This is a genomic window from Acetobacterium wieringae (genome assembly GCF_001766835.1).
Taxonomy (GTDB): domain Bacteria; phylum Bacillota; class Clostridia; order Eubacteriales; family Eubacteriaceae; genus Acetobacterium; species Acetobacterium wieringae.
Window position 1 is genome coordinate 71,873 of record NZ_LKEU01000014.1, and the last position, 23,759, is coordinate 95,631.

Annotated in this window: 19 protein-coding genes; 14 read left to right on the forward strand and 5 right to left on the reverse strand. The window is 45.2% G+C overall.

Features of this window, described 5'->3' with window-relative positions; translation table 11 throughout:
* The first annotated feature begins 13 nt into the window (after window positions 1-13).
* Window positions 14-2,380, forward strand: a complete 2,367-nt coding sequence (locus tag ACWI_RS03175; RefSeq protein ID WP_084633461.1) for a homocysteine S-methyltransferase family protein — start codon at window positions 14-16, stop codon at window positions 2,378-2,380.
* Window positions 2,381-2,416: 36 nt separating this feature from the next.
* Here the strand turns inward: ACWI_RS03175 and ade are convergent, their stop codons facing one another.
* Window positions 2,417-4,132 carry an adenine deaminase gene (ade, locus tag ACWI_RS03180; protein ID WP_070369982.1) on the reverse strand — a complete coding sequence of 572 codons (1,716 nt, stop codon included), beginning with the start codon at window positions 4,130-4,132 and terminating at the stop codon, window positions 2,417-2,419.
* 217 nt (window positions 4,133-4,349) lie between these two features.
* On the opposite strand from ade, the gene ACWI_RS03185 reads away from it, so the two are divergent.
* The 3 genes from ACWI_RS03185 to ACWI_RS03195 all read left to right on the forward strand — a co-directional run bounded on the left by ACWI_RS03185 (window position 4,350) and on the right by ACWI_RS03195 (window position 6,845).
* Window positions 4,350-5,087, forward strand: coding sequence for a flavin reductase (locus ACWI_RS03185; RefSeq protein ID WP_242871567.1), 738 nt, complete (start codon window positions 4,350-4,352; stop codon window positions 5,085-5,087).
* A 200-nt stretch (window positions 5,088-5,287) separates the two neighbouring features.
* Window positions 5,288-5,914: a TetR/AcrR family transcriptional regulator gene (locus ACWI_RS03190; protein ID WP_070369983.1), complete on the forward strand. Its 627-nt coding sequence runs from the start codon at window positions 5,288-5,290 to the stop codon at window positions 5,912-5,914.
* Window positions 5,915-5,921: 7 nt separating this feature from the next.
* Window positions 5,922-6,845 (forward strand): alpha/beta hydrolase, encoded by a 924-nt coding sequence (locus ACWI_RS03195; protein ID WP_084633462.1) that lies wholly within the window; start codon window positions 5,922-5,924, stop codon window positions 6,843-6,845.
* An 84-nt stretch (window positions 6,846-6,929) separates the two neighbouring features.
* Here the strand turns inward: ACWI_RS03195 and ACWI_RS03200 are convergent, their stop codons facing one another.
* The 4 genes from ACWI_RS03200 to ACWI_RS03215 form a co-directional block, all read right to left on the reverse strand.
* Complete coding sequence (locus tag ACWI_RS03200; RefSeq protein WP_070369984.1) at window positions 6,930-8,384, reverse strand: sigma-54 interaction domain-containing protein; 1,455 nt, start codon at window positions 8,382-8,384, stop codon at window positions 6,930-6,932.
* 120 nt (window positions 8,385-8,504) lie between these two features.
* A complete protein-coding gene (locus tag ACWI_RS03205; RefSeq protein ID WP_070369985.1) occupies window positions 8,505-9,920 on the reverse strand; it encodes a trimethylamine methyltransferase family protein in 1,416 nt (471 codons plus the stop codon).
* Between the two features lie 31 nt (window positions 9,921-9,951).
* Complete coding sequence (locus tag ACWI_RS03210) at window positions 9,952-11,400, reverse strand: trimethylamine methyltransferase family protein (RefSeq protein ID WP_341465147.1); 1,449 nt, start codon at window positions 11,398-11,400, stop codon at window positions 9,952-9,954.
* Window positions 11,401-11,438: 38 nt separating this feature from the next.
* Entirely contained in the window at window positions 11,439-12,218 is a 780-nt protein-coding gene (locus ACWI_RS03215; protein WP_070369987.1) for an aspartate/glutamate racemase family protein, read from the reverse strand.
* A 673-nt stretch (window positions 12,219-12,891) separates the two neighbouring features.
* Here ACWI_RS03215 and ACWI_RS03220 point away from each other — a divergent pair.
* The 10 genes from ACWI_RS03220 to ACWI_RS03265 all read left to right on the forward strand — a co-directional run bounded on the left by ACWI_RS03220 (window position 12,892) and on the right by ACWI_RS03265 (window position 23,657).
* Window positions 12,892-14,550: a BCCT family transporter gene (locus tag ACWI_RS03220; RefSeq protein WP_070369988.1), complete on the forward strand. Its 1,659-nt coding sequence runs from the start codon at window positions 12,892-12,894 to the stop codon at window positions 14,548-14,550.
* Window positions 14,551-15,011: 461 nt separating this feature from the next.
* Entirely contained in the window at window positions 15,012-16,229 is a 1,218-nt protein-coding gene (locus ACWI_RS03225; protein WP_070369989.1) for an NAD/NADP octopine/nopaline dehydrogenase family protein, read from the forward strand.
* A 142-nt stretch (window positions 16,230-16,371) separates the two neighbouring features.
* On the forward strand, window positions 16,372-17,226 hold the full coding sequence (gene panB, locus ACWI_RS03230) for a 3-methyl-2-oxobutanoate hydroxymethyltransferase (RefSeq protein ID WP_175440886.1): 855 nt from the start codon (window positions 16,372-16,374) through the stop codon (window positions 17,224-17,226).
* A gap of 21 nt (window positions 17,227-17,247) precedes the next feature.
* Window positions 17,248-17,871: a corrinoid protein gene (locus tag ACWI_RS03235; protein WP_070369991.1), complete on the forward strand. Its 624-nt coding sequence runs from the start codon at window positions 17,248-17,250 to the stop codon at window positions 17,869-17,871.
* A 263-nt stretch (window positions 17,872-18,134) separates the two neighbouring features.
* A complete protein-coding gene (locus tag ACWI_RS03240; RefSeq protein ID WP_070369992.1) occupies window positions 18,135-19,019 on the forward strand; it encodes a DMT family transporter in 885 nt (294 codons plus the stop codon).
* Between the two features lie 104 nt (window positions 19,020-19,123).
* On the forward strand, window positions 19,124-20,473 hold the full coding sequence (locus ACWI_RS03245) for a uroporphyrinogen decarboxylase family protein (protein WP_070369993.1): 1,350 nt from the start codon (window positions 19,124-19,126) through the stop codon (window positions 20,471-20,473).
* A 126-nt stretch (window positions 20,474-20,599) separates the two neighbouring features.
* Window positions 20,600-21,229: a cobalamin B12-binding domain-containing protein gene (locus ACWI_RS03250; RefSeq protein WP_070369994.1), complete on the forward strand. Its 630-nt coding sequence runs from the start codon at window positions 20,600-20,602 to the stop codon at window positions 21,227-21,229.
* A gap of 9 nt (window positions 21,230-21,238) precedes the next feature.
* Complete coding sequence (locus ACWI_RS03255; protein WP_070369995.1) at window positions 21,239-22,048, forward strand: methyltetrahydrofolate cobalamin methyltransferase; 810 nt, start codon at window positions 21,239-21,241, stop codon at window positions 22,046-22,048.
* Window positions 22,049-22,107: 59 nt separating this feature from the next.
* The gene (locus ACWI_RS03260) at window positions 22,108-23,025 is read left to right on the forward strand and encodes a CobW family GTP-binding protein (protein ID WP_070369996.1); all 918 of its coding nucleotides are present in this window, start codon (window positions 22,108-22,110) and stop codon (window positions 23,023-23,025) included.
* Window positions 23,026-23,129: 104 nt separating this feature from the next.
* Window positions 23,130-23,657: a hypothetical protein gene (locus ACWI_RS03265; protein WP_070369997.1), complete on the forward strand. Its 528-nt coding sequence runs from the start codon at window positions 23,130-23,132 to the stop codon at window positions 23,655-23,657.
* The last annotated feature ends 102 nt before the right edge of the window (window positions 23,658-23,759 follow it).

The window sequence follows — 23,759 nt, forward strand, 5'->3', positions numbered from 1 at the left end:
GAAAGGAGAACCAGTGAAACTAGGAGAAATACTAAAAAGTAAGCGGCTGTATCTCGATGGCGCCATGGGGAGCCTGCTGCAGAATAAATTGGCGGCTATTGGCCCGGTTCCCGAAGTGCTCAACCTGACCCATCCGGAGCTGATTAAAGAAATTCATCAACTATACATCGATGCCGGGGCCAATATTATTCTTTCCAATACCTTTGGGGTTAACGGCTATAAGCTTAAGGGTTGCAATTATACCGTTACACAATTGGTGACGGCTGGGGTACACAATGCAAAGGCCTTGAATCCCGACTATGTGGCCCTGGATGTCGGACCATTGGGAACCCTGATCGGGGCTCTCGGGGAGATGCCATTTGATCAGGCTGTTGACTATTTCAAAGAGGTTATTACCGCCGGTGATCAGGCTGGTGCCGATCTGATTGTCATTGAAACCATCACTGATATCTGCGAGGCCCGGGCAGCTCTGATTGCTGCCAAAGCCGTATCGGAGCTGCCGGTGATTGTATCGATGACCTATGAGGAGAATGCCCGGACGCTTACTGGCAGCGATGCGTTGACGGTTGTCAACATTCTGGAGGCTCTTGGTGCAGATGCCATTGGGATTAATTGTTCCACTGGACCGGATGCGATGCTGCCGATTATCGCCGATCTGGTTCGCTATGCCTCGGTGCCGATTATGGTGGAACCCAACGCTGGTTTGCCACATATGAAAGAGGGCAAAACCGTCTATGACATCACCATCGATCAGTTTACGCAATATATGGTGCAAATTGCCGAGATGGGAGCCTTAATTCTCGGTGGTTGCTGCGGCACCACCCCGGCCTATATCGAAAAAATGAAGCAGGCTACTGTGGATCTACCGCTTTTTCCGGTCACCGCAAAAGGCTTTACTGCTGTTTCTTCCAGTACCAAAACGATAATCCTGGGCGACGACATTCATATCATCGGCGAATGTATCAACCCGACGACCAATCCGGTACTGAAGGCCTCCCTACGTGCGGGTGAACTGTCCGTGGTGACCCAGCTGGCGGTTGATCAGAAAAAAGACGGCGCTGATATTCTCGACATTAACCTGGGACTACCGGATATTGATGAAGAAGCGATGATGCAGGAAGCCGTCGACACAGTTAGTAAACTGGTGGATTGTCCGCTACAGATTGATTCCTCCAATCCGGAAGTCATCGAAGCTGTCCTGCGGAGCTATCCCGGTAAAGCAATTATTAATTCGGTTAATGGCAAACAGTCGTCAATGGCAGCGATTTTTCCGATCGCTAAAAAATACGGAGCCTTGGTGCTGGGTCTGACTATGGATGAGAGTGGTATCCCCAGTCTGGCGGGTGATCGCTTTGCCATTGCCGAAAAAATCATCACAACGGCAAAATCTTATGGGATTCCTGAAAAGAATATTCTGATTGATGCCCTGGTGTTAACCGCCTCGGCCCAACAGGCAGAAGTCCGGGAAACCATCAAAACCCTGGAAAAACTCCGGGCTCAGCTGGGTGTACCAACGGTATTGGGGGTTTCCAATATTTCTTTTGGACTCCCTAACCGCGAACTTCTAAACCGAACCTTTTTAGCGATGGCTCTGGAAGCGGGACTGACCACCCCGATTATGAATCCCGGTGATCAGGAAATGATGGACACCATCAAAGCCTTCCGGGCCCTCTGGGGTTTTGATGGCCAGTGCATTGCCTATGCCAACGCCTACAAAGACAAAAGCGCCGCTGTAACCAAAGCAGAAACCGGGCGGGCGACTCTGGGACTAAAAGCGATCATTGAAGAAGGTCTGACGGATCAGGCGGCTGCAGCCACGGCCATTCTTTTAAAAACCAGAGAACCGCTGGATATTGTCAATAATGAGATCGTCCCGGCCCTTGATGCAGTGGGGGATGCCTTTGAAACCGGCGAATGCTTCCTGCCCCATCTGATTTTTGCGGCCGAAACCGCCCAACAGGCCTTTGAGGTCATCAAAGAAACGATGACCCAAGCCGGTCAGACTCAGGTAGCCAAGGGAAAAATTGTGTTGGCCACAGTCGAAGGCGATGTTCACGACATTGGCAAGAATATCCTCAAGGTGATTCTGGAGAATTACGGCTACGAGATTGTCGATCTCGGTAAGGATGTCAAGGCTGATATCATTATTCAGACAATCAAGGCCGAAGGGATTAAACTGGTCGGGCTCAGTGCCCTGATGACAACCACGGTTAAAAATATAGAAAAAATCATCACAGAAATCAAAGTCAGTTGCCCGGGAACCATCATTATGGTTGGCGGAGCGGTACTAAACCCTGAATATGCCCAGACCATCGGTGCCGACTTCTACGGCAAAGATGCCCGGGAAGGTGCTGGCATTGCCAAAACCGTATTTGCGTAACAGCAAAAAAAGACAGCTTATGGCTGTCTTTTTTGGTCAGTCGTTAATCAATTGGAAGGTTTCTACATCAAAAAGTCCCAGATCGGTCAGGCGCAGGGCGGGGATTACTGGCAGGGCCATAAAAGAAAGGGTGATAAACGGATCAACCCCGGAAGCGACGCCTAATTGATGGGCGCTGGCAATGAGTGCGGACACCTTTTTCTGAACCAGGTCTCCGGGCTCAAGACTGATCAGACCAGCCAGAGTCAGCGGCACCGAACCAATGATGCGGTGATTGCCTGCTACCACATAACCGCCACCAATTTCTGCAAGGTGCTTAACTGCCAGCAAAATATTCGCATCATTATCGCCAACGACAATCATATTGTGAGAATCATGGGCGACAGTGGTGGCAATGGCCCCATTGCGGATGCCAAAGCCCTTAATGGCAGCAACACCGACGTTGCCGGAGTGGCCATGCCGTTCAATGACACACAGCTTATCATAGTTTTCGTCGGGACAAAAGGTGCCATCAATTCCTGGCAGGGTTTCAATCAGATGGTGGGTTTCAATCTGATCCTTGATAATCTCGATTACATGATTTTTTTGACCAAGGGGGAGTCGCAGTTTTTCTGGCGTGAGGGTGTGGATATGAACCGAATCGAGCAGCTTAGGATCAATCGGGTGCTGGGGCGGATGGGCCCAGGTAGCATCATCCACCAGCCGACCATCCCGATAAACCTGATTCACCTGCATGGTGCCCAGATCCGATAGGATCACCAGATCGGCCTGGTATCCCGGGGCAATGGCGCCGAGTTTTCTGAGGCCATAGGCTTGGGCGGTGTTAATGGTGGCCATCTTGATTGCCTTGATCGGGCAGAGGCCTAAATCGATGGCTTGTTTAATATTAAAGCGGATATGACCCTCCCGATGAATATCTTCTAAATGCTTGTCATCGGTACAGAAAAGAAATCGATCCATCGGACAGTCACTTTCCAATAAGCCACTGATGATGGCATGAAGGTTTTTGGCGGCAGAACCTTCCCGAACCAGAATATAAAAGCCCGCCCGCAATTTTTCAAGGGCTTCGGACCAACTGGTGGATTCGTGCTCACTGTGGATTCCGGCGCTGGCATAAGCCTGCAGGGCTTTACCGGAGAGCCCCGGGGCGTGGCCATCAGCCAATGCGTTGCGGCACAGGGTCAGTTTGTCAAGAATCACCGGATCTCCAGTCAGCACAGCGGGATAACACATGACTTCCCCCAACCCCAGAATCCGGGGATGATTAAGATAAGCTTGCATATCGGCGGCTAAAAAGGGTCCTGCGCCATTGGTTTCAAAGGGGGTAGCGGGTACTGATGAGGGCAGCATCACAAAAACATTTAAAGGAATCTGTTCGGTGGCAGCTAGTAAGTAATCCAGTCCGGATTTTCCAGCTACATTTACCAGTTCATGGGGATCGGCGATGATCGTGGTGGTGCCAGTAGGAACAATCGCCCGGGCCAGCTCGAAAGGTGTAACCATGGTGGATTCAATATGCATATGGGCGTCAATAAAGCCAGGGACAATATATTTGCCATCCAGATCCACTTCTTCAAGACCCTGATACGTTCCAATGCCCACAATGGTGCCATCGTTAACGGCCAGATCGCCAACACAGATTTCTTCAGAAAATACGTTGAGAATCTTAGCGTTTTTGAAAACCAGTTCGGCTTTTTCAAAGCCATTGGCGACAGCAATGTTTTTTTTGAGACATTCGTTATATTTTTTCATGTTCCATCCTATCTTGGTTCGTGATTTATTTGCGGCAAAGAATAATGCTAAGCTCTTATATGCCCTTTTTTTACAAAAAAATGCAATAGTGATATGAATCTAATCAAAAAAGGTTTATAATGAGAAGCAGAACATCAATTTTTTCCTGTACTTCAAGATACTTTTAAATTATAATTATTATAAAGTAGAGAGTAATTCTAAGAAAGTGGTGAACAAAATGAAAAAATGGCGCTGCACAGTATGTAATTATGTACATGAAGGTGATACTCCGCCCGACAAATGCCCGATCTGCGGGGTGGGACCGGATAAGTTTGTGTTAATTGAAGAAACGGAAGCTGTTGCCCCTGTTAAAGAGAAAAAATGGCGTTGTACCGTTTGTAATTATATCCATGTGGGTGATACTCCCCCTGACGTTTGCCCGGTCTGCGGCGTGGGACCAGAAAAATTTGTGCTGGTTGAAGAAGTCGAGGATGGTTTAACGGATAAAGAAAGAGAAGCCTTACAGACCTTACTATTCAATGTCAGCTACGGTTTATATATTATTTCATCAGTCAGGGATGAAAAACTCAATGGGATGGTCTCTAATACCTTCATTCAGGTTACCAGCACGCCCTTAAAAGCCAGTGTCTGCCTGGGAAAAGGAACCTTGACCTCAGAATATGTCCGGGAATCCGGCGTCTTTGGGGTTTCCATTCTGGGTAAAGACAATCATGATCTGATCAAACATTTCGGTTACCAGAGTGGAAGAGATGTCGATAAATTTAAAGATCTCAGCTATATTACCGGCAAAACAGGCTGTCCCGGCTTGTTGGAAACGCTCTGTTTTGTAGAATGTGAAGTGGAGCAGACAATTGATCTGGGTACCCACTATATGTTTATCGGCAAGGTTGTCGATGGCGATGGATTCAGCAAAGATGAACCGATGACCTACGCTTATTATCACGCAACCCGATAGAAAAAAACATGAGAGAAAACCATGCGAGAAAAAGTCGCATGGTTTTTTTTATTTGCTCAAAAGATCGTATAGGCGTGGTTTAATGATAGCGGTCGTAAAGCGTTAGCAAAATATCAGGTGGAGATATTGACAAAAATGGCGCTGGATGATATATTGAATATATATTCAATATATATTCAATATATCATCCAGGAGGAAGCATGGCTCGATCAAAGGAACAAAATGAAAGAATGCGGGAAACCCGTAAAGAAAAAATTCGAACAGCTGCGTTGTCACAATTTGTTAAACAGGGGTTATTTGCCACCCGGATCCAGGACATTGCAGTTGAAGCAGGTATTGCCCAAGGGTTGTTATATCATTACTATGGATCAAAAGAAGAAATTTTTGTAGATCTAATCAATGATGCACTGGATAAAACAATTGAAGCATCCTATTCGGTCCGTGATATGGAGGCCGACCCCGGTGAAAAAATCCGCTTTGCTTTGGAGAGACTGGTTGAGATTATTGAAAATAGCCAGACATTTTTAGATACTTGTCGGTTGATTACCCAAGCCACCAATTCAACCGCAATCCCTCAGGCTGCCCAGGATCTGATTCAGGAAAAACGGAACATCCCATATCAGGTCATCGAAAAAATTATGGCGGCGGGACAAAAAGAAGGAACGATTATAGCGGGAGATCCTAAAATGCTGGCTATTTTTTTCTGGACGAGTATTAATGGCCTGGCAATATATTATTCTACCAATAATAATCGTGAGGTAAAACTGGATTATCGGGTGATCGCATCGATGTTTTTAGTTAAAACTGAAAGAGAAAGTGAGGAATAAAGTTAGAATGACTACAAAAGCAAAAATGATGCACTATACACTGAAATATCGTCATCTCCTTAAAGGGAAATTACGACCGGAAGAGATTGATCACAACACTTCAATCGAAAAATTGCGTCGCGACTGTGATGAAAGTGCCACCCGTTTTTTTAAACCAATCCCGGGCATCAGTTTTATCCCCAGTGACTATCCGGGGGTTTATGCGGAATGGGTTGAGATTGAAAATGCTCCGGATGAAAAAGTGGTACTCTATTTTCATGGCGGCGGTTTTGTCATGGGTAATGCCCGGTCGCACCGAAATATTGTCGGGAATTTCGTCAAGTACTTAGGAATTAAAGCCCTGGTGTTTGACTATCGGCTGGCGCCGGAACATCCGGCACCGGCCGCTGTCAATGATGCTGCAGCGATTTACAGTTGGCTTCTTGAACAGGGGTATCAAGCAGAAAATATTGTCTTTGCTGGTGATTCGGCGGGCGGTGGGATCGCACTGGCCACCCTTTTAAAATGTAAAGATGATAAAATCCCCTTACCGGGAACCTGTGCCGTATTTTCGCCGTGTACCGATATGACAATTTCGGGCGAGTCCCATATAACTCGGGCAAAGGCTGATCCCTGCACACCTAAAGGGGCAAATGAAACCTATCTGGGCTACTACGCTGGTAATGGTGATCCCAAACATCCCTATGCATCGCCATTATTTGGCGATTTAAGTGGTCTGCCACCAACGATTATTCAGGTTGGTGATAACGAAACCTTAAGAGATGATTCGACCCGTTTTGGCGAAAAAGCCAAAGCCGCCGGGGTTGATGTGCAATTAAAGGTATGGAAGGGGATGTTTCATTGTTTTCCGTTATTGGCACCACTGTTTCCCGAGGCAACGGTGGCCCTGGAAGAGGTTTGTCAATTTATCAGAAAAAAACTGAACGATTGAGTTTTTCATTAAACGAACAGTACTTGATATAAGAGGGCAATTAAAGAAGTAAAAAGGTTTCCGCCAATTCAGGCGGAAACCTTTTTAGAATTCATCATCATAATTTTTAATCCCATGCAAGCGGATCTTATACTGCAGATTTTGGCGTGAGATACCCAAGTCACGGGCGCTTTTTGAGATGTTCTGATCATTGCCCTGCAAAACGTCGATGATCATTTGTTTCTCAATTTTATTCAGGGTATTTTTAAGATTTTTGTCATCGATACTGGCCGATAGATATTTTTCATAGATTTTTTTATCGGAAATATTCTTTCTTAAATAACCCGGCAGCAAATCAGGGGTCAGAATCGTATCCTGGTATTGGGCAATATAAATGGCATGGGTCACGGCGTGTTTTAATTCCCGGATATTTCCCGGCCAGTCATGGGAAAGTAGAATTTCCTGGGCTTCGTCAGAAACTTTGAACAGCTGCTTTCCCATGGCCGCTCCTTCAGTGGAAAGGAAGGCCGGAACCAGATCTAAAATATCTTGTTTGCGGTCTTTAAGCGGTGGCAAGTGAATCGAGAAGACCGCCAGACGATAATATAAATCCGAACGCAAACGTTTTTCTTCAATGGCCTTGAGGGGATCCTGATTTAAGGCACTGAGCAGGCGGATATTGGCGGTTATTTCTTTGTGTCCCCCGACCTTCCGGTATTTGCCAGTTTCTAAAACCCGCAGTAGTTTGGATTGCAGACCCATGTGCATGGAGTTAATTTCATCCAGAAAAATGGTGCCACCTTCAGCGGTTTCCAAAAGCCCCACGGAATCAACCGCCCCGGTAAAGGAACCTTTGACGGTGCCAAACAAGGTACTCTCCAGCAGATTTTCCGGAATGGCACTGCAGTTGATGGCCACAAAATGTTTGTGGGCCTGGGGACTGGCATTGTGGATACTCTGGGCAAAAACTTCTTTACCGGTACCAGTGGGCCCGGCAATCAGGATCGGGGCTGTGGTTAGCGCAGCAATTTCCGCATGGTGAATGCACTCCGCCATTGGGCCACTGCTGCCAATAATGTCTTTGAAAGTAAATTGGGTGCCATTGTTTTTTAGTTGCTGGGATTTTAAGTCGTTTTGAAGCTTATTGATGGTATTGGCCATGTGAATATAGTCCGAAATATCCCGGTAGATACAAATGGCGGCCTCGACCTTTTTTGGATCAGTTTTCGAAAAAACCGGGTAGGTGCTACTGATCACATCGGCAACTTTTCCAGAGGGGGAGGTATATTTGACATGGACATCCTGAACCTTTTTTCCGGTCTTCAAAACCAGGGATTCCATGGATTCATTTTCAAGATAATCATAAATATCAGACATGTTTTTACCAATGACGTCTTCGTGTTTCATATTCTCGATGATTTCACAGCCCTTGGAGTAGCAGATGATTTTTCCGCTGGCATTGACAACATGAATGCAGACATCTTCGATGCGTTCAACATCCTGAATGGGGAAAGAATTTTCGCCAAAAGCCTCTAAAATGAATTCTTCTTTTACTTTCACTGGTATTCTCCGTTTCGGGTTTACTGAATAAACAGTATGATAACATGAAATCCAAAAAAATCATAGAGACAACCCCGAATGGGGGTTGTCCGTCTGATTGATAAGGGGATTAAACACAGATTATTGATAATTTTTTTCGATTTTTTCAATCTCGGCCAGGATTGAAGCTTCCAGAGCTGGAACCTCGTGGGTTTCCAGAATCGTATCAATTTTAGCATTGACCATCTCAAGAATATCGGATTGATCAGGGTTAACCATCCGACGTTTAAAGAATTCCGGATACCAGACGCTTCTAAAATTACTGAGGGTGTGCATTTCATTGAGGTAATGACCACCGTGACCAACGCCTTTGATGACATCCATAGCCAGGGTTTCTTCATTGACTTCGACACCGCTGGAATAAGCCGACAGCTCGTTGATCATTTCATTGGCTAATACCACCATGGCCGGGGCGACCGAGTTGCAATGATCCAGGACGCCGATATCATGAACGATGTTGGCCTTGCTTAAAATCGAAGAGAAGAGCTCCATCTGAACCTCAGCAACCGACTGGGGATCGACGGTTTTGGCATCGCTGCAGCCCGCTGTGCCATAGAAGGGCAGGTTGTAATAATTGGCCAGCTCTGAGGCAGCCGCCACCGATTTATGGAACTCGGGAGCGCCATAAGAACCGATGGTGGTTTGCATGTCAAAGACAGTTGGCATCGAACCGTAAATAAGTGGCGCACCTTCATTAACCGCCTGGGTAATGACCACACCAGCTAAAATTTCAGCGTTATTTTGGGTTAGCGCACCAGCGATGGTAATCGGAGAGGTGCCACCCATCATGCTGTATGGCATGTAAACCACCGGGATTTTATTAGTAGCACTGATAAAGAGTTTTTCAGTGCTTTCCACCGGATGGGTCAGTGGTGGAATTGGCTCACAGTAGTTAAAGATAAAGGGCTTTTCAGCCAGTTCTTTGTGTCCACCGGCTACAATGGCGGCGATGTCAATGATTTCCTGAAGTGATTCGATGTCATTGGTGGAAAAATTGATGGTTTTGTCAAAATTCTTCAGGGTTTCAATAAAGGTCACCTGCGATTGAACCAAGGGGTCGACATCGGCACACATGCCGACTGATAGAATAAAGCTGATGTTGGATAGATAGCTGCCCAGTTTACACATGTTTTTGATGTCTGACTTCAGGTAGGGGCGGGCCATATTGGTTTTGTGATCAAGGATCTCCAGTTGATCGGAATGGGTTCCGAAATAGACATTGTTTTTGCTGTTGATTACCATATTGGGCTGGCCGTCCCGGGTATAAAGGGTCAATTCTTTGGGGATGGTGTTTAACGCCTTGTCAACAACGGCTTTGGGGAACTTAACCATGTCGCCATCGACGCTGCAGCCATACTTTTTCAGCAATTCAATGGTGCGGGCACCAACGATGCGCATGCCAAAATTCTCCAGCAGATCCATGCTTTTTTCGTGAATGGTTTCGATTTTATTTTTATTTAATACATTAAATTCAATATTTCTTTGTGTGGTTTCCATAATGTCTCCTTAAGTCTTTAGATGATCGCTATTAAATGCGTTCGCGATAGTTTGCCGGAATATAATCGTTCAGCAGGGCAGCCTGTTCCTTGGTGATATCTGGCGGCGTATAGGAAGCCAGACGTTCCATGACGGCAGTCTGAACGTCATGAAGAACCGGCTTGCTGCCATTTTCCTGCCATTGGTTGGGGTCTTCTTTATTGAAGTACTTGGGAACAAAGAATTCTTCTTTGAACATCTTCGGAGTTCGACCCTGGAGGAAGTTACCCCGAGGGCCGATTTTGGCAATCAACTCGTGGCAGAGGTAGTTCTCTTCGGTATTGATGCCTTTAAGCAGACGGCGATTCATCCGGTAAGTGTCTTCATCCATCAGGAATTTTTCAAAACTCAAGATATTAAAGCTGCCGAGAATCCCACAGGAATGCAGCACCAGATCGGGAGCTGCTTCCAGGGTGGAGCGGATCATCATATCGGATTCAATTCCAGCTTGCATATCAAAATCTTTGGCGTCACTTAAGCCGCCGCCAGTCCGGCAGGGCAGTTTGTAAAAATCAGCCAAGCCCCGGGTGGAATAAGAAATTAAAGCGGTTTCCGGGGCACCGATGCTTAGCTGAACAGTGCGCAGGTTGGTGGAAGCCGAGGTTTGGCCATATACCACCGGCAAGCCGGGTTTGACCAGTTGAGACATGACCATCCCAGCCAATACTTCAGCATTGGTCATGGCAATCAGTCCGGCCACAGATGGCGGTCCGGTGAGGACCGGCATGGCGCAGGGGCTGAACCAGACGGGCTGATTCATGTCAGCGGCAATCAGGAATTTTTCCAGCGGGTCATGGTCAAAACATAAGGGCGACAAAGAGTTGACATGGACGATATTATTGTACACACCACGGCGGCCTTCAAATTTTTCGATCAGTTCCAGACCTTTTCTAAAAGATTCCCGGATGTTGGATTTTAACGGGAAGGTATTGGCCTGTAAGTGCAAGGCGGTTTTATTGGAATATTTTAAAATCATGGCGATGGGGCTAAAGACCCGTTCATCCAGGGACAGGTTTTTGTCATCCAGGAAAATATTAAAGTAGTTACAATTGATGACATCACTGGTATCGGACAGCTTAAACTGCGCAACGGCATCGTCATTGGTCATTTTATGTAAATGGCCATTTTCCAGTCGGAAAATATTACCGACACCCGGCATTAAAATCAGGCTACCGCCGCCAAGGGTATGGTTGCCTTTGGAGTTTTCGATGGTAAAGGTTTCAGGAATGGTGGCGATCGCCGTCATGATTAATTTTTCATCAAGAAAGACGGTCTCCCCATCAATCCGGGCGCCATGATTTTTGAAAATTTCCAGGATTTCCGGGTGCTCGAATTTGATTCCAACTTCGGAAAGAATTTTCAGCGACTCGGCATGGATAGTCTGGACATCTTCTTTTGAGACGTATTTTTCATATGGTTTCATTGTTATAATCCCCTTAATTGAGTTTTTTCTTTACAGACTAGCGTTTCGGACACGATTTAGATATCACCATAGTAATCACGATGAGAAACACAGGAGTAAGCATAATCCAGCAAAGTTCCCCAGCTGAATACCGGTAGATCCACGGCCCGTTGAATGGCCCGGGCAAATGGCTGCATACCGGTACATTCTAACATAATGGCCTTAATATCCGGGTGTTTGGCGATGAATTCTTTGGTTATGCGAATCATATCCTTTTCGGATTCATCATAATAACTTTCCGGAATCTCCGGTCGTTTTTCATGATCCCAGAGGGTGTCGAATTGCGGACAGCCGTATTCATCCTGGGCACCGGCGATATAGAAGTTACTGTTTAGATCAATGCCAACTTTTTCCAGATGGGTATCGGTCAGGAAGCGTTTTTGAGCGCAGATAATGCCAACGGCACTATCGGGTCCAATGGTTTGCTGAATAAAGGGGACCTGTAGCAGACTGGACATAAACACCGGAATGTCAACGGCAGCAGCAACATCTTGTTGGAAATAAGCGAAATAGCCGCATTCAGCTGCGATCGCTTTACAACCCATTCGTTCAAGGTTTTTCGCCGCCTGAACAATCGGTGCCCGACAGGGTGTTTTGTCCTGTTCCCATACCAGGGTGTAGTTATCCACTCCCTGAGCAATTTCATACTGAATTGGAAAACCCCAGGCACTGGCATTACGGACATCGCCAGGAAAACCGGGATAGGCATCATCCAATACCATAATACCAATCCCCATTCCATAACAGGTATGGTTCTTTCGGGTAGTCATGTAATTAATTCCTAAATCTCTTTGCATTTCTTCCTCCTGAATCGTTAATATGTATTTAATAGAGTTTTGCTATTTGCTGATTTAATACTAGCAAGTATTGTGCCAAGATCTGAAACGCTTCCAACGAAAGCAAAAAATGTGGCGCTCTGTGGGCAGCTCAAAAAAGATCCGCAGCAGGACTTTGCATGGCCAAGCGATCAGCACGATTCAGGTATCCGATTAATGAAAAGAATACGGAATTGACATTATAATAGAAGGCAAACAACGAAATAAAAATAATGCAGTAATCCAGACAAAAGGACGATGTGGTGATTTTTAAAGAAATAGCAGATCAAGTGCAAAAAATAACGACATGCAAAAAATAGCGATGGTTAGCAGAAATCCCTGTTTTAAGCAGGTTTTCTGTAATGGTTTTCAGACAATCTGATAAAGCGGTGCATAATCTTTTGCAGGACTATGGAATCATTGTAAAAATGACGGCTTAAAATAGGCTTAAAACGGTATAAATTTAAAGATCGGATTATTTTACGAATTGGCACAAAGCTTGCGATAGATACCGGATATAAAGCAGTGGCTAAATATCTGTGGGAGGTGTCAAAAAAAGCAGACGGGTTTCATGGCAAAACTGTAATTTTGGGGAAATCATTATTCTTATGTGTTTACAGGTTTAAAACAGAAAAATTTAGGAGGAGAGAATCTTATGTTAAAGCGAATACGTATTGTTCCGGTTGCGATTCCCATCGTATTAATGGGTATTATTCTCATTATCGGATTTATCAGTCCCGATGAGTTTACCACCATTATGACCGATTTCTTTATCGCATTGATGGAAAATGCCGGTTGGATGGTTTCCATCGGGGTATTGATCTTTGTTGTCTGTATGGTAGTATTGTTTCTGCATCCCTTCGGGAGTATTAAATTTGGTGGGAAAAACGCCGTGCCCAAGTATAAAACCTGGATCTGGTGGGCGATCTCACTTTGTGCCGGGATTGGAACTGGAATTGTTTTCTGGGGTGCAACCGAGCCTCTGATGCACACCTTTGCGCCACCACCGTCAGTTGGTTTGGAACCCGGCAGTCTGGATGCCGTCATCTGGGGGATGAGCAAATCCTTCCTGCATTGGTCATTTTCACCCTATTCCATTTATGCGGTAGCCGGGATCACCATTGGTTATGCTTACTATAATATGAATAAAAGCTATACTGCCAGTGCCGGTCTTGTATATTTAAACGATGGCAAAGAATTGAATGCCAAGATTAATACCATCATTGATGGGATCATTCTTTTTGCCATCTGTGGTGGGGTTGCCGGTTCACTCGGCTACGGATTACTGCAGATTGGTAGCGGACTTAATTTCGTGTTCGGAATTGAACCGGGGCCAATGGTTTGGGCGATCATTGCCTGTGTTATTATTACTTCCTACACCATTTCCAGTGCTACTGGTCTCGATCGTGGGATTGCCTGGCTCAGTGATAAAAATGCATGGATCTTTATTGCCCTGATGATCTTTGTGTTGATTTGCGGACCGACTGCCTATGTGTTTAATCTGTTTACCCAGTCATTTGGTTATTTTGTCAATAATTTTATTGATTTGAGTCTGTTCACCCAACCAATTGTTGACAGTGATTTATGGCCGCAATGGTGGGATATGTACTGGATGGTTGACTGGTTATCCTTTGGCCCCATCGTTGGTTTGTTCCTGGTAAAACTGTCCTACGGCCGAACCATCCGCGAATTTATTGTCGTTAATGTCATTTTGCCAGCGATGTTTGGTATTCTCTGGTTCAGTATTTTTGGTGGATTGGCATTGGATCTGCAACTGCGAGGTGTTGCTGATATGTCCGGCTTCCTGACGGAAAACGGCGCCCAGGCGTTTATGATGTACATCTTTGAATTCCTGCCCTTTACCGAATTAATCCGCATCATCATGCTGGTTACAATTGGTTTATCCTTTATTACCCTGGCGGATTCGATGACATCGACTATTTCGACCATGTCATTAAAACAATCCAAAGGTGTAAAAGAAGCACCGCTGCCGATTAAAGTATTCTGGGGCGTCTTCATTGGTTTGATTTCGCTTGTATTTGTTATAAGCGGTGGGATTGACGGCATCAAGATTGTTAAAACCATTGCCGGGTTCCCAATTCTCTTTATTGAACTGGCGATGATCCTTGGCTTCCTGTATCATTTATTCTCTGGCAAACTAAAGCGGGATGAATTGGAGTATGCCGATTTCATGGATGGTGAAGTGGCAGCGGCTGCGGCTGAGGCCGAAGCGGAGCTGGCAGATGCCCATATCCATAAAAAATGGTATACCCTGGAAAAGCAAAAAGATAATAAAAAAAATAAAGACGAATAAAGTGTTCCTAAAAAGAGTGTGGCTTTAAGCCAGACTCTTTTTTAAATGCGTCACTTGCTTAGTCGGGGATTCTGGTGGGTATCTGATCAGCTGTTTGAAACAATCGTTAAGCTATGAAGACAGCGCTGACAAGCTCCCCGGATTTGTAAGAATAAACCATCCGGGCGATGCAAAATACGGTAACATGCAAAATTAAGCGACACCAGTCAGAAATGTCTTTAAATCTATACTTAGCGTGAATTTTTTGGATAAATATAGGGTGTCGAAGGTCTTTGATGGTTTGAAATTTTGCACCTGAATTTCTGGAGCAAACCGAAAGGTCGCTGGCAAATGACAGGAAACCCCCGAACACTTAAAAATGTCTGCAGCTTCATATCTTGGCACGAACCTTGCTTTAATAATGCTGTGAGTAAACAAACCATCAATAATTCCAAATTGAGATGATTAAAAGGAGAAAAGATATGGCAGACATGAGTTATTTAAAAGACAAGCCCATTGCAGTATTGGGGGCTGGTGCAGTTGGTAAGGCGATCGCTGGTGACTGTGCCTTGGGTGGCGCTAAAGTTCGAATTTGTGATTTTGAACCGTTCGCCGAAAAAACATTAAAAAATGTTGAAAAAGTAGGGATCAAGTTCTTTGGGGAGCAAGTTAATCTTTATGGTTTTGAGCGGGAAGGCTTTGCCAAAATGGATAAGGTGACGACCGATGTGGCCGAAGCGGTCAAAGGTGCGGGCATTATTGTCGTAGCGACGCCTACTTTTGGACATAAACCTTTTTTCGAGAAACTGATTCCCTGTCTGGAAGACGGACAGGTTATTCATATTTTCCCCGATAATTTTGGTAGCTTGATCCTCCGCAAAATGATGAGGGAAGCTGGCTGTACTAAAAATGTCATCGTTGGTGGCTGGTCAAGCTCAACCTATGGTAGCCGGGTGGAAATGCCAGGGGGTGTGATTACCCACAAAATCCGGGTTTATTATCGGGCCATTACCCTACGTGGAGCTGCTATGCCAGCGACGGATACAGAAGCCTTTATTGAAAGTTCAAAATATTTGCCATCAATGGATGCTGTCACCGAAGGCGAAGGCGCTGTCGCCGGGGATACCGTTTTAGATACCGGCTTCTCGAATGTTAATCCGGTGCTCCACTGTCCGGGAGCCATCCTTGGGGTCTCCACCATGGAAAACTTTGGTACCATTTTTGGCGAAGATAAATTTAAATTCTCAATTTATTCCCATGCCTATTGTCCTTCGATTTCTCAGGTTCAATATACCTTCTATCAGGAAGAATGCCAACTGGCAGATACCATTGGCGTGGGCATTCAACCCTATGAAAAAGAGCATTTCTTCTCCCGGGAAAATGTCCTGGGCCAGGAATATATGGGCCTGGATTACCTGATTCCGTTTGATAAACAGGATCCAATCCAATACGGTACCGGTCCTTTCACCATGGAAAACCGCTACATCACCGAAGATATTCCAGTTGGCTGTTATGTTTATCAGCAACTTGGTGATGTCTATGGGGTTAATACTCCCGTTGTCGATTCAATGATCAGTCTGGCCTGTGCCATCCTCGGTCGAGACCTGACTGCCAATGGTTATACCCTGGAATACATTGGGATTGATAACATGACTAAAGAAGAATTAAACGATTATTTAAGAACCGGAAAACTCAAATAGTCACCCCGCTATTCTCAGACACCCCTTAAAATAAGATAACCCAAGACCCTCAACCTTTCGCACGCTTTTTAAGCGTGCGATGGTGGATGGTCTGATAAGCAGACTGGTCTGAAAAAATATTAAAAACCTTAAGGAGCGAATGATGAAAAAAAGTATTATTAATTTTAGAGAAATGGCCGAAAAGAAAGAAAAAATTGTCTATATTACCGGCTATGATTATTTAACGGCCAAATATGAAGAACGGGCTGGCGTCGATATGATCCTGGTCGGTGATTCACTGGGAATGGTAACCTTGGGCTACGAAACGACTTTTCCGGTAACGATGGATGATATGATCGCTCATTCATCAGCGGTCAGACGGGGCGCGCCCAATACCTTTATCGTTGGTGATATGCCCTACATGTCTTATCAGATTTCTGATGAAGAAGCCGTTTTTAATGCCGGACGTTTTACCAAGGAAGCCCTGGTCGATGCCATAAAGCTCGAAGGTGGAACCGAATCGGTTTGCCAGCGGATTAAAGCCATCGCTGATGTGGGTATTCTGGTCATGGGACACATTGGCTTGACACCACAGTTTGCGGCCCAAATGGGTGGTTATAAGGCTCAGGGAAAAAGTGCTGGAGCCGCCATGGAATTATTGCGACAGGCCCTGGCCATTGAAGCTGCCGGAGCCTCCTTTATCCTGGTTGAAGGGGTTCCGGCGGTGGTTGGTAAAGCCATCACTGAACGCCTCAGCATTCCGGTTCTGGGCATTGGCGCCGGATCGTATACCGATGGTCAACTGCTGATTTATGCTGATATGGTCGGCTATTACGATGACTTTACCCCTAAATTTGTCAAAAAATATGCCAATGTCGGTGCTGAACTGTTAAAAGGTTTTACCGCTTTCTGTGATGAAGTTCGCAACGGTGCCTTTCCTGATGACAGCGTTCACACCTATGTGATTGCCGATGAAGAAGCCGCCGAACTGGAAAAATTGTTAACCGAAATTAAATAAAACGAAGAAGGGTGAAATACTATGTTGAAAATAGCCGATTTAGGACAGTTTGTAATTGATGGCGATGAACAGGGAATTATTGATCATGTTAATCTTCTGATTGAAGCCAAAACCGATCCGATTGCGATCATCAATGAAGGATTATTATCAGGGATGAATGTGGTTGGGGAAAAATTTAAGAATGGGGATATGTTTGTTCCCGAAGTGCTGATGGCAGCCCGGGCCATGAATGCCGGAATGGCTATCGTCAAACCACTGATCGCCGATCAAGACATGCCCAGCCTGGGCACCATTGTTATCGGCACCGTCAAAGGGGATCTGCATGATATCGGTAAAAATCTGGTGGTGATGATGTTAGAAAGTGCCGGTTTCAAGGTTGTCGATCTGGGCATCGATGCCAAAGTTGAACAATTTGTGGCGGCTGTCAAAGAACACAAGGCCGACATCGTTGGTATGTCAGCGATGCTGACAACCACCATGACCTATATGCAGGAAGTCATCAAAGCCTGTCAGGATGAAGGCCTATCAGTTAAATATCTGGTTGGTGGAGCACCCTTATCACCAGCATACAGCGAAAAACTAGGGGCCATTTATGCTGCTGATGCTTCAGGAGCAGTCGATACGGCAAAAGCGTTAACTGCATAGCTAAGCGTTGAAATAGACGAGACATTAAAGATTGTGACAGAAAAGCACCCTGACTCAGGAGAGCTTAGACTGTCAAAAAGAAAACCCAGTACCGACAATTGTTACATCATGTTGTACGCATCGGAGCGGACATGGCATAGCCTGTCCGATTCCGCAGCGAACAACAGATTAACAATTGGTCGGTACGGTAGTTTATCAACAACCTCAGCACTCTGAGTCAGGAGTGCTTTTTATAAATATGAAGTAAGAAAAATGAGGCAATTATGTCAATGGGAATCATTGCGGCCATGGCTGCCGCATTGGCGGCAGGACTCATTCCGGTATTAACCAAGGCTCTGATGCTGGATGGATGGGATGCCACCACAATTTTATTTTATCGGTATGCCGTTGTGTTTATCATTCTGGGACTGGCCTTTATCATCAAGAAGGAACGGATCAGGGTTACAAAAAAACAAGCTGTCGAGTTAGTTGCTTTTTCGGCAGTCGGCTATGGTGGATCCACCTTTTTATTGGCCCAGGCCTTTAATTATCTACCAATGGGATTGGCCACGATGCTGTACTTCTCCTATCCACTTTTTGTGGTGATGATGATGGCTTTGATTTTTAAAGAAAAACCCAATCGGATAAAAATGATTGCCCTGGCCATTGCCATCATCGGAATTATTTTTCTGATGAACTTTAGTCTCGATCTTGTCAACTGGGGGAGTGTATTGGCTTTGGGCTCAGGTCTGGCCTATGGCATTTATCTGGTCAGTCTCCAGCAAAGCAGTCTGAAAACCCTGGAAAACCGGGTGATTATCTTTTATCTGGGAGGGCTTTGCGCCGTCTTTTTTGGAATTCAGGGTTGGCTTTTTTCCGACAACTCGGAATTTTTGATACCATCGGCCAAAGGGTTTCTCCTGACTGTGGCATTAGGGGCGATTACTATTTTTGTACTACAGATGGTTACCTTTGCCATCAAGCGAATTGGCTCCAGCCAAACCGCATTGATCATCGCTTTTGAGGCCGTGGTTACCCTGATACTGGGAGTGGTATTATACGGTGAGCCCTATAATGGCAACACCATTGTCGGGGCTGGGCTGATGTTGGTTTCGGTAATTCTTGTCAGTTGGCGGACAGATCCCGACCCGTTATCCATTGACCATTAAGACGTAAGTGTAGGTAGCCGAAACCATGATGATCATCGAAAAAGAACGCAGGAAAGTAAGGTAATTAAAAAATAAACGAGAGAAAACAATAATGAGGTAAAGAAATGGGAAAAGATCTGATTTTAAAGACGTTAAGACACGAAACTGTTAATGAGGTACCCTGGGTGCCCTTTAGTGGTGTCCATGCTGGCTTTCTAAAAGGCTATACTGCCCGGGAAGTACTGACTGACGGTGATAAATTATTTGAGTCATTAATGGAAGTTCATAAGCTATATACCCCCGACGGGATGCCAGTGATTTTTGATCTGCAAATTGAAGCCGAAATCCTCGGCTGCGAGTTGTTATGGGCCGAAGATAATCCGCCGTCGGTAATGAGTCATCCCTATGCCGGGGAACTGACGGTGCCCTGTAAATGCAAGATTCCTAAAATAACGGACGGTCGTATTCCGATGGTGGTTGATGTGATGAAACGGGTTAAAGCGGCAGTAGGGGAGGACACCGCCCTCTATGGTTTGATCTGTGGACCGGTTACCCTTGCTTCACATATCCGTGGCAGTGAGTTTTTTATGGATATCGTCATGTATCCGGAGTTTGTTAAAGAACTGGTGGGCTTCTGCGTGGAGGTCTGCAATGCCATGTCGAGTTATTATATTGAAGCCGGGATGGATGTGATTGCTCTGGTCGATCCGCTAATTAGTCAGATTTCACCAAAATCAATTGAAGCCCTGTTTATGGAACCCTTTCAGGTGGCCTTTGATTTTATCCGCAGCAAAGGGGCATTAAGCAGTTTCTTTGTTTGCGGTGATGCCACCGTTCAGATGGATGTGATGTGCCGCACCAATCCAGACGGGATTTCGATTGATGAGAATGTCAATATCTATGAAGCCAAGAAAATTACCGATCACTACAATATCACCATTGGCGGAAATATCCCCCTGACTACCACCCTGCTGTTTGGTAATCAACAGGACAATATGAAATATATTGTCGACATGCTGGATAACATTGATCACCATAATCTGATTGTCAGCCCCGGTTGCGATATGCCTTATAATGTACCCATCGACAATACCGTGGCCACTGTCCAGGCGATTAAGCAAACCGAAACCGTTCGCAAGATGATTGAAAACTATGAAGCCGTTGATGAAGATATCCCCGTGGAACTGCCAGATTATGAAAACCTGGAAAAACCGCTGATTGAAATCTTTACTCTGGATTCGGCGACCTGTGCGGCTTGCACCTACATGGTCAAGGGCATCCTGTTGGCCGAAGAAGAATTCGGGGATCAGGTTGAGATTAAAGAATATAAATACACCAATAAAGTGGATATTGCCCGGACTAAAAAAATGGGCGTCCAGCATCTGCCATCGGCCTATATTAATGGCGAACTGAAGTGGTCCTCAATGATCCCCAGTAAGCAGGAATTAATTGAAGTCGTTGGTCAATACTTATAGCAATATATTCTTTGCCGGTTTGGATCGATATGACAGCAGGCAAAACAAAGTATTAATTAAAATGTGAACAGAAAAAAATAAGGAGAGAAGTCCACGAGTCGATAGCGAGGACGAATAAAGAATAGAATGTTAAATTTAAATGAATTGACACAGGCCCTGGGTGACTTGGAAGATGGTCTGGTAATGGATCTGTTAAAAGAGTTTGCGGCGACCAATCCATCGGAATCAGAAGCACTTGAAGCGGTTGCTGCCTGTCAGGCGGGGATGGCAATTGTTGGCGATCTTTTTGAAAATGGTGAGTATTTTGTTGGTGATCTGATTTTTGCGGGCGAATTGCTGACCGAAGCCATCAACGTTTTAAAACCATCCCTGGGAAGTGGCGACACCAAAGTAATGGGAACGATTCTCTTGGGAACCGTCCAAGGGGATTTGCATGATATTGGTAAAAATATTTTCAGAAGCATGGCCGAAGCAGCAGGATTTGAAGTGGTGGATATGGGCATTGATGTTAAGGTTGAAACCTTTGTGACCAAAGCTCAAGAAATAAAACCGCAAATTATCGGCATGAGTGGAGTCTTAACCCTTGCGATTGATTCCATGAAGGATACGGTCGACGCTTTAAAAGAAGCAGGGGTCGATTCAAAAATTATTATTGGGGGAAATCCGGTGACCAAAGAGTCCTGTACATTGGTGGGTGCCGACGCCTTTACGACGAATGCGGCTGAAGGTATCAAAATTTGTCAGGGTTGGGAATAGGAGCAGTATATGATTATCATTGGAGAAAAGATCAATGGCAGCATCCCGGCAGTGAAGACGGCCATCGAAAATCGTGATGCTGCATTTATTGCCGATCGCGCAGTTAAGCAGACAGCAGCGGGGGCTCATTTTATTGATGTCTGCGCCAGTACTGCGCCGGAATATGAGGTTGAAACCCTGAAATGGTTAATCGATGTTGTTCAGGATGTAACGGATACGCCGCTGTGTATTGATAGTCCGAATCCCCGGGTGATTGAAGCCGTGTTTAAATATGCCAATAAACCGGGAATGCTTAACTCGATCTCGGAAGAAGGCGATAAATGCGACGTCCTGCTGCCGCTAATGGCTGGCAACACCTGGGAAGTGGTCGGCTTGACCTGCGATGATCGGGGGATTCCTAATAATCTTGAAACAAAGTTGGACATTACCAAAATTATGGTCGAAAAAGCTGACAAATATGGCATTACCCCGGATCGGATTCATATCGATCCCTGTGTTATGGCCCTGTCAACGGAAAATAACTCAATGCTGAATTTTGCCGAGGAAATCAGATCGATTAAGGCGCTATTTCCGACCATCCATGTCACCGGAGCCATCAGTAATATTTCGTTTGGTTTACCGGTGCGGGGCTTGATCAATAAAACCGCCATGGCCTTTGCCATTCAGGCTGGCATGGATTCAGCCGTGATGGACCCGCTGAACCGGGAGATGAGAGAAACCATATTTGCCACCTATGCCCTGCTGGGACAGGACAAACATTGCCGAAAATACAGCAAGGCATTTCGTGCCGGCCAAATCGGATCCGTTGGAAACAAATAAGGAAAAACAGGACTGAAGCACAGGCTGCTTCAGTCTTTTAAATAATAAGGAGCAATGGAATGAAGCTGATTTTATTGACAGGATTTTTGGGAGCGGGAAAAACAACCTTGTTAAAAAAGCTTTTAAACGAATACCAAGGCCGAAAAATTGGGGTTCTGATGAACGAGTTTGGTGAGATCGGGATTGATGGACAGTTGATCAAAAACGAAAATTTTGATCTAATTGAATTGAACAATGGTTCGGTTTTTTGCGCCTGCTTAAAAGAAAACTTTATCAACGGACTGGCTGAGTTTTTAAATCATGAACTGGAAATCGTCTTTGTGGAATCCTCTGGGGTTGCTGATCCTGCCAATATGGGGATCATTCTTGAAATGGTGACTAAAATCACCGGTAAATCTTATGACTATCTGGGATCCATCTGTATTGTCGACGGACGCTTCTTTCTCAAACAGTTCGACGTGATTGCGGCACTGGAAAAACAGATCATTTATGCCAGTAAGGTTATTATCAATAAAGCCGATCTCCAAAATCCGGAAACGCTTCAAGAGATTGCACAAAAAATTGCGACAATTAACCCGACAACAGAAATTTATCAGGCGTCCTTTTGCCAAGTACCCCTGGCTGAGTTGGTCATGACGATGAGCAGTCAAAGCAGCCAAAACAGTAGGTCGACAAATACCTGGGAAAGCCGTCCGCAGGCCTGTGTTTTAAGAACCGATGCGGTGCTTGACTATCAAGCCTTCGAGAAGTTTTTAGATGAGATAAAATTTTGCACCCATCGGCTCAAAGGCTTTGTCAAAACAGATCAGGGCATTTTTGAAGTGTGTGGCGTCAGTGACTTGGCGAGCCTGAAGCGATGGGACGAAGCGGTTGAAACGACCGAAATTGTGCTGATTTCGGCAGTTGGCATCCGGATGATCAGTGATTTGCTGCGACTCTGGAAACAGTATTTTGGTGATACGCCAATGCAGATATAATTCTGCGGGAGCGACGTAAAGATTGAAAGTCCATCAGGTCAACGATAATTATCCTTGCCTTCTTTTTACAGTACGGCTATAATTTAACCATACGGAGGTCGGAGATGAAAAAGCTGGGGATAATACTTTTGTTTTTTGTTCTGACAGTCTTTGGACTTTCAGGTTGCGGCATTGTCGACTATTTTACGGCGCAAAGGGAGCCCATTGTCGCTAAAAAACTGCCGGAAATGGTATTAAATGAGCCCTTTGTCATAACCACAGCCAATGGCGATTACAGTGTGACCATCAACGGAGCCAGAACAACGCCACAAAGAGATGCTAATTCCAAATCGAATCCCCAAGCGGTTATCTTTCTTGACTATAGTTATGAAAATATCAGCTATGAAAAGCGAAACAATATGGATTTCTTTTTGGCACAAGGGGATTTTATGGTTAGCGATGATGCGGGTAACGAGCTGGAGACTTATAATATAAAGGATCCCAAGCGGATGATTCAGGAAACGCCCATTGGTGGGAGTTGTGCGGCAAGCATTGCCTATGCTCTGGAAACGGAGAGTGAAAGTCTTACAGTCACCTTTGTCAGAGGAAAAGGCCGGGAAATTGCCCAGATTATTATTCCAATTGAAGAATAATGGGATAAAATTTCAAAGTGTTCCGATTTTTACAATAAGATCAGGATGAAATAGAGTATAGTAAGATCAGAAAGACAAAGCAGTCTGATTTCTTTTTAGGAA